The sequence below is a fragment of the Secundilactobacillus silagei JCM 19001 genome, assembly GCF_002217945.1.
In the GTDB taxonomy this organism is placed as follows: domain Bacteria; phylum Bacillota; class Bacilli; order Lactobacillales; family Lactobacillaceae; genus Secundilactobacillus; species Secundilactobacillus silagei.
This window is the reverse complement of the sequence record NZ_BCMG01000020.1, coordinates 1-7,006: the sequence shown is the minus strand read 5'-3', so window position 1 is coordinate 7,006 and position 7,006 is coordinate 1. Positions and strand designations below refer to the sequence as shown.

9 protein-coding genes and 1 pseudogene are annotated in these 7,006 nt (G+C 36.1%); 5 read left to right on the top strand and 5 right to left on the bottom strand.

Annotation, left to right across the window (positions count from 1 at the left end):
- Positions 1-387: 387 nt before the first annotated feature.
- The gene (locus CES79_RS12245) at positions 388-1,323 is read left to right on the top strand and encodes a replication initiation protein (RefSeq protein WP_054712681.1); all 936 of its coding nucleotides are present in this window, start codon (positions 388-390) and stop codon (positions 1,321-1,323) included.
- Positions 1,324-1,613: 290 nt separating this feature from the next.
- On the top strand, positions 1,614-2,180 hold the full coding sequence (locus CES79_RS12235) for a DUF536 domain-containing protein (RefSeq protein ID WP_054656479.1): 567 nt from the start codon (positions 1,614-1,616) through the stop codon (positions 2,178-2,180).
- A gap of 408 nt (positions 2,181-2,588) precedes the next feature.
- Here CES79_RS12235 and CES79_RS12225 read toward each other — a convergent pair whose 3' ends face one another.
- Positions 2,589-2,936 carry a DUF3139 domain-containing protein gene (locus CES79_RS12225; protein WP_010620858.1) on the bottom strand — a complete coding sequence of 116 codons (348 nt, stop codon included), beginning with the start codon at positions 2,934-2,936 and terminating at the stop codon, positions 2,589-2,591.
- A 228-nt stretch (positions 2,937-3,164) separates the two neighbouring features.
- Between CES79_RS12225 and CES79_RS12765 the strand changes: the two are divergent.
- Positions 3,165-3,254: pseudogene (locus CES79_RS12765) on the top strand (IS30 family transposase); the annotation flags it as partial.
- A gap of 41 nt (positions 3,255-3,295) precedes the next feature.
- Here CES79_RS12765 and CES79_RS12215 read toward each other — a convergent pair.
- The 3 genes from CES79_RS12215 to CES79_RS12205 all read right to left on the bottom strand — a co-directional run bounded on the left by CES79_RS12215 (position 3,296) and on the right by CES79_RS12205 (position 4,939).
- Positions 3,296-3,763, bottom strand: a complete 468-nt coding sequence (locus CES79_RS12215) for a Dps family protein (RefSeq protein WP_054656478.1) — start codon at positions 3,761-3,763, stop codon at positions 3,296-3,298.
- Positions 3,764-4,304: 541 nt separating this feature from the next.
- Positions 4,305-4,661 carry a type II toxin-antitoxin system YafQ family toxin gene (locus tag CES79_RS12210; RefSeq protein WP_063845909.1) on the bottom strand — a complete coding sequence of 119 codons (357 nt, stop codon included), beginning with the start codon at positions 4,659-4,661 and terminating at the stop codon, positions 4,305-4,307.
- Entirely contained in the window at positions 4,661-4,939 is a 279-nt protein-coding gene (locus tag CES79_RS12205; RefSeq protein WP_003586674.1) for a type II toxin-antitoxin system Phd/YefM family antitoxin, read from the bottom strand. The genes CES79_RS12210 and CES79_RS12205 overlap by 1 nt, the downstream gene beginning before the upstream one ends.
- Before the next feature lie 76 nt (positions 4,940-5,015).
- On the opposite strand from CES79_RS12205, the gene CES79_RS12200 reads away from it, so the two are divergent.
- Together CES79_RS12200 and CES79_RS12195 are read left to right on the top strand one after the other, a co-directional pair.
- A complete protein-coding gene (locus CES79_RS12200) occupies positions 5,016-5,603 on the top strand; it encodes a site-specific integrase (protein WP_012660357.1) in 588 nt (195 codons plus the stop codon).
- 12 nt (positions 5,604-5,615) lie between these two features.
- Positions 5,616-5,975, top strand: coding sequence for a hypothetical protein (locus CES79_RS12195; RefSeq protein ID WP_012660358.1), 360 nt, complete (start codon positions 5,616-5,618; stop codon positions 5,973-5,975).
- Between the two features lie 850 nt (positions 5,976-6,825).
- Here CES79_RS12195 and CES79_RS13125 read toward each other — a convergent pair.
- Positions 6,826-7,006 (bottom strand): hypothetical protein (locus CES79_RS13125; protein WP_225362441.1); only part of this gene is annotated, 181 nt, incomplete at its 5' end.

Sequence of the window (7,006 nt, the reverse complement as noted above, 5' to 3'; positions counted from 1 at the left end):
AATGTGGCTTGCCACTCCTTTGCAGGCAACGAACGAAGTGAGGCGCAAAGAGCGTAGCGAATGAAGTTTAATGTGAGCCTGTTTTTTGGCTCACTCCTTTGTGTTTTTTTTGTTTTAGGTTTGTATCTCGTACAGTGGTGCCTCTTATATACCTCTTTTATAAACCTCTTTTAAACCTCTTTTAGACCCCTATTGCGCCTTACTCTCCCAAGGCTCACAGAAGGTTATCAAGTACCTTTTGTCTGTTTATCAAGTACCTTTTGTCTGTTTATCAAGTACCTTTTGTCTGTTTATCAAGTACCTTTTGTCTGTTTATCAAGTACCTTTATAAGTTCTGTACTTGATAAAAAGGTACTTTTATTTTAATATGTGTTTGAGGTGATAATCATGTCTAATGAGTTAGTTAAGTATGATCCTGAGTTGAATACTATTCCCTTGAGAAAATTTACCCCAATTGAGATGAATTTATTTTTTTCAATTGTTTCCCGCATGCGGGATCAAGGGAATAAAACTGTTCGTTTCTCTTTTGACCAGTTAAAAGAGCTTAGTAACTATAAACCAACCGCAAATAAACGTTTTATTGATGATATTGAAAATACATACCAAAAGATCCTCAGCCTTAGGTTTGGCCGTAGAAGCAAGAGTGGCTTAAATCGTGAATTTTTTGTTATGTTTACTGAATTTGAAATTAAAGGTGAAGCTGAAGAACCTTATGTTGATATTCAGATTTATCCCAAGGCATTGAAACTTCTAAATAATCTTGAAAGTTGGGTTCGTTATGCCCTAACAGAATTTAGAAATTTAAAAAGCAGTTACGCTAAAACAATGTTTCGTCTAATTAAGCAATTTCGAACTACTGGCTATTCTTATTTCTCTAAAGAAGATTTTTTTGAATTGCTTGATATACCTAAAAGTTATTGGAATAGTCCTTCAAATGTTGACAAAAAGGTTATTAAGCCAATTAGAGAAGAATTAACCCCGCTTTTTAGAGGGCTAACGATTAGAAAAAAATATGGTAAAGGCAGAGGAAAACCAGTTATCGGTTATTCTTTTACTTGGAAACCTGAAAGAAAGGACGCAAATGATTTTTCTCAAGGCAAATTTCAAGATGAGCGTCAAAAACTCTTTAACATTCAGCACAATGATGAATTATCAGATAAAGAAAAGTGGCGTGCAATTGACAAAGTTAAATGCTTGCCTTTAGGAACAACTGAAAAACAGGTACTGGCTGAAAAACAAGCTGAACATGATCAAAAAATAAGAGATCAAGCAAGACAAGAAGCACTTGCTGAACTCCGAAAGGGGTTTGGAAATCATGCCTAAAACTATTAGAGAACTTGCTGATGAGTTTGGTGTATCAAAACAAGCCATTAGGGAAAAAACTAGATGCAAACTTTAGTTGTTGTTAATTCGGGATATTTGCCGTTAAAGCAACATTCATTGGTGGCAACAACCAGAACCAAATCAATTATAGTTTAGCTTGAAGATTGATACCTATTTTAAAAAACGACAAGAACACCAATCGACAACCAAAGCTTAAACTTGGTTGTCGATTGGTGTTCTTGTCGTTTTTAACTTATAATTTAAGGCGGATTAATTAGGTGGTGAAACTATTGGGCAAGACTATTCGACAACTTTCAGAAGAATTAAAATTATCAAAACAAGCTATTAATCAACGTATTAATAGTATTAATGGCTTTCGAAGCAAACACACTTATAAAGTCAAAAACCATCTAGAAATAGACAACCAAGGCGTTAAAATGCTTGCTAATTTCGACAAGCAAAAACGACAAGAACGACAAACAAATCGGCAAGCTGAAAACGACAAGGACAAAAATATTGATCATATCTTGCTAAAACAACTTGATGTTAAAGATCAACAAATTGCAAATTTACAACAGGCCTTAGATCAGCAACAAAAATTACAGATAGCAACGGTTTCAGAAAACCATCGATTAAAAGAGCACGTTCGGAAATTGAGCGGCTTGCTTGAACCTTCTAGTGCAACTCAACAGCAACAATCAAACGACAAGGACGATGCCTTGTCGAATAACGCTAATACCCGCCACAGCAAGGATAAAAACGACAAGCAAAATGAAAATAGAGTTGCTGGATATAATAATAGACAAAAAAAAGTATCTAAAAACAAAGTCAATAATAGTTGGTGGCGTTTTTGGTAGTATTTCTACTCCTTTCATCAAGCAATCAGGAATCTAACCCAGAAATAGTTGACAAAGAGCCCATTTTCCTACCGCCTTGGATAGTTATAAGAAGCAAAAAAATTCTCATACTATTTGGCTGCCAGTGGTAATTTAAAGATGATAAAAGTCGATACAGCGTAAATAATTAAAATCGGAATCAGTAACATTCCATAGGTGATGGGCCACGTCAAAATGGTCATTAAGGCAGTGCCAACTGTATTTAAAATTACTAACGTTTTCCTGGTTAGTTTAAATGAATGCCACATTAAAAACCACCAGTAGACCAATGAAATAAGTAGCGCAAAGCTTCCCAATTCAGCTAATGACAATTTTTATTTATCTCCTATAAATTGTTTTTGTAATATATTAAAGCTTGCAAAAATTAAATTAACGATCATACTCCAAGGGTGGATAAGGAGCTAGAGTATCTTTAACACCCTCCCGATGATCATAGATACTTAGGGACACCCTTTTATCCTGCCAAGACATATTATAAATATATTGATAGGTATGGTGTTGGTGGCGAATTGAAACATCTTCCTCCCATTGTCCCATATTGACCCAATTAAAAACTATTTTCTGATTTTTAATGCTATTTTTTGGAATCTTTTGGGCAACCATGTACGTTCGAACGGCTCCAGTAAAATAAGTGCGATGTTGCCAATAAATGGCTAGCCAAACTATTAAAAAGAACCCTAGTAATAAAGCTATTACGTACCCAATCTTTTTAAGCATAACTAATCCACACCTCTTTTTCATTTTGTTGTTAGTTTATAAATATAACTTGGCTTGTAAGTCCCTGAAAAAACATTTGTCATTGAGAATGGGAATACCCACATAAGGCCACCTTTCATTCCTTTATGAGGTAGATTGTAAAATTAATCCGAACGCTGTTCGGACAAAAAAGATCAGCTTCCTTTAAAATGGTGTTTACCACAAACCCATCTTTTAGGAGCTGATCTTTTGTCTAGTACAACCTATTCCGAACGAATTAAAATCGAAACCTTTTGTGAACTAGGGCTGTCCAATATCCAAATGGGCGTTCGGATTAATTTTACAATCTACCATAAGCCTACCGATTTTTTAATATTATTTTATTCATCAATTTCCGGCGCCGACCCAAGCTCTGCCTGAATCATCCAGATTTTCTTCTCAATTGCGGTTTTGAGACCAATGAAAATATCTTGGGTACTGAAGTCTTTTTCAACATCGGATACTTCAATGCCGTGTTGGTAAAGGTCTTCCAAGTAACGATAGCCATCAACTAAGTGTGCGAGGCGTTCTGGGGTTGTTTTGTCCCATTCACCAGGCCAGTCTTGAATCTTAGTGTTTTCGGCCATTTCTTTTAAGGTCGAGTAAGGACTGCCATCAAGCGCAATCAGCCGTTCAGAAATGACATCGAGTTGGCTGTCAATTTCTTCCATGAACTCATCCATCAAGGGGTGCAACTTCAAAAAGTTGGGTCCACGCATGTACCAATGCGTCTGATGGATAATCATTGACATCTGGCTCAAATCGGCAACGAGTTGATTTAATACTGCTTTGGTTTTCGCATATTTCATTAGATTGATCTCCTTTCGATACGGTTATTATAACTTAGTGGTAGCTTAATCTGAAACGTTATACACTGGCAAATTAAGTTATTTATAGCCCGTAGAATTAAGTCGTTTTGAAAAGATGGAGACGTTATATGGTAGATTGTAAAATTAAATAAATCTACAATTGAATTTTATTTACCTTATGAAGATGTTCAAAACGCGTTAAAGGGAAGTGCGCAAAACCCCTTTATACGTACAAAGGATGAATGGGTAGTGGGTAACAATGAGTGTAAATTAAATAAGGCACAAAAAAGGATGCTTAAGGATAAAGAAATATATAATCATTTCAATTTAGAAAATATTCCCAGTTCCATCAAAACGGAGCTAAACAAGATAGTGCATGACATCGATGACTAATACTTTAACACCAAACAGAAAGGGGCTATGAATATATAGGGTCTATAATTACCAAATCGCCCCTCAAAAACATTGAAAGAATAACCCCTAATATCTATAATGTAGATATTAGGGGTTATTTATTTTCATATTATAAAAATAACTTCTTCTATTTGTCATTTTTTCGATACCTTTTAGCACGATTTTGACCAGGAAATAAACGATCATGCGATCCGACTCGAATTCCAATTAAGACTAGTTCATCTTTATCAATCGTATAAACAACCAGGACATCGTTAGTTTCGCTTGGTGTTTTGTTTTTCGGGGTATCTCGTAAGTGAAATTCATTATAACCGCTCATTCGCCGATTAAGCTCATGATCTTCAAATTCTGATGGTAATTGTTGTTGCTCAAGCAACAGGTCAATGGCTGCTCGAACTTCATCAATAATAGCTTTGTCTAAACTGGCTAACCGTTTTAGATCAGCATTAAAGGTTGCACGTGGTTTAAATCTTAGTTTTTTCATTATTTAAACTGACCCCAATAGTCATCATCTGATTCAACAATTTCATCGTCAGGTAAAACATGGCGTTTAATTAACTGATCACGTGCAATTGCATATTCTAACGAACCTTCTTTAGCTTTTAATGCTCTTTCTAGCCAGTCCATTTTTTCTTGTGAAACGATGGCTACTGCGCGACTATTTGAACGAGCAATATAAACGGTTTCGTCTTCGTCATTAACTTGATCTAAATATTTTTTTAGGTTAGCGCGAAAATCGCTCTGTGTTAGTGCTAATGTCATATTTACCACCCTTTCATTGTACTTAATATTGTACTTTAATTTGTACTAAAAATCAATTTTTTAAGGAGCTAAAACTATGCAACAAATTGTCTTACCAATCAAAGATTCAAATGTGCTCAAAGAAGTGCAAGATACGTTACTCCATAATTTCAAAGCTGGTTGGCGTAACTATACCGTTTTTCAAGTGGGTAAAGCGACTCTGTTGCGAGTGAGCGACGTTATGAAGCTTCGTTGGACAGATGTCTTTAACGAAAACGGCACCGTGCGTCAGAATGCGTTTATCCACGACCAAAAGACCGGTAAAGCTAACCTGCTCTACTTAAAACCCGTGCAAACTGATTTATTAGCCTATCAAGCTTGGTTGCAAGAAAACCATTTGGTTTCTGACTGGTTGTTTCCCTCGATTCAGCACCCAGAACGACATATCACGGAAAAACAGTTCTACAAAATTATGAGTAAGGTTGGCGATCTGTTAGGAATTAATTATCTAGGGACCCACACGATGCGTAAAACCGGGGCTTACCGCGTCTACACGCAATCAAATTATAATATTGGTTTAGTCATGAATTTGCTAAATCATTCCAGTGAAGCAATGACTTTAGCTTATTTAGGCTTAGACCAGGCTAGTACTGAAACGATGCTGGATAAAATTGATTTTGGTTAGGAGGCTGGCTTTATGGATTTAGATTTTAAATCAAACAAGTATGATCTTTTTGATGATTGGCATCAAAACAAGACTAAACAAGAGTTTACACAAAAGTTGCAACGGCAAGCTCAAATTGAAAAAACACACCTGCCAAAATTATTGTCGCGTGAAGATTTAAAAATTCGTTGGCAGATGAACTCTCGTCAAAGTGTTCATCAAGTTGCTAGTAAGCCTGATTTTCCGCAACCCGTTTTTGCTTTTAATCATGGTAAGACGCCACTTTACTTAGCAACTGAAATTCAAATTTTCGAAATTAATCACCCTTGGGTAATAACTCCCGGTGCTCGTCTTGCTTATAGTCATTGGATCCTTCGTAATGTGATTGATTAATCTTGAGATTTGGCTCTAGGATTTTTATCGTTGGCGCTAGCCTTCTAATACAAATAATACCCATTTCGATGGGTATTAAATCTACCCTTGACACTTGTCAAGGGTGTAAGTGCACATTGACCTCGTTTCACTCGGCCTTCTGATAACCATAAAATCAATTTTTGCCGTTGTTAAATGGAATGTATTCTTAATTCAATTTATGCTTACACTTAACTGAGTTTGTTATGCTTTAAATGCTAAAAATTGTTGCATATCCCGCTGCTTTCAACCAAATTTTTTTAATTGCTTTATGCAGAGAATCTTCATAAACCTGGCAACAAAATTTGAATAACTAACTTTAAGAACTGCGTATCTAATTTGAAATTATTATTTTAATGTTAGGAGTAATTAAGCTGGACTAAAAGAAAGTATTAAAACCAATTGATGAAATGCTTGCTGATCCTTGGCAAGTTGATATTCAAGAATTGTTTGAAGCTTCTGTCAATGAACCTGACGAGATTAAAAAGAATTTGTATGATTCCTTATACACTTATATTTTGCAAAAAAGACAAGAAGATATTATTAATCGTCCTGGCTTCGTTATTTAGCCCTCTAAGAGTCTGCTGAGGGCTTTTTGTTTTGCTTTGGTATAAATGTATATGAATAGTCTTAAAATTGCTAGAAACGAAAAATAAGGCCCTAAAAAACGAACATAGCAGCTAAGTTCTTGTTAAGATTCAAAAAACTAACTGTTTGCTGTCAATGGTAGCGGACGAGCGCAGCGTGGGAGCATAAGGAATTGACAGCTCTAAACCAGTCTTAACACTGAATTGGCGAAAGCCAAAGTTTCTATAAAACTTTGCTTTCCTGCCTAACGGCGAGTGAAAAAGCGGTTAAGCTGGCTCAGCTTGGACGGGGTGCGGGGCGTCAGCGCCCGAATTAATGTGGCTTGCCACTCCTTTGCAGGCAACGAACGAAGTGAGGCGCAAAGAGCGTAGCGAATGAAGTTTAATGTGAGCCTGTTTTTTGGCTCACTCCTTTGTGTTTTTTTT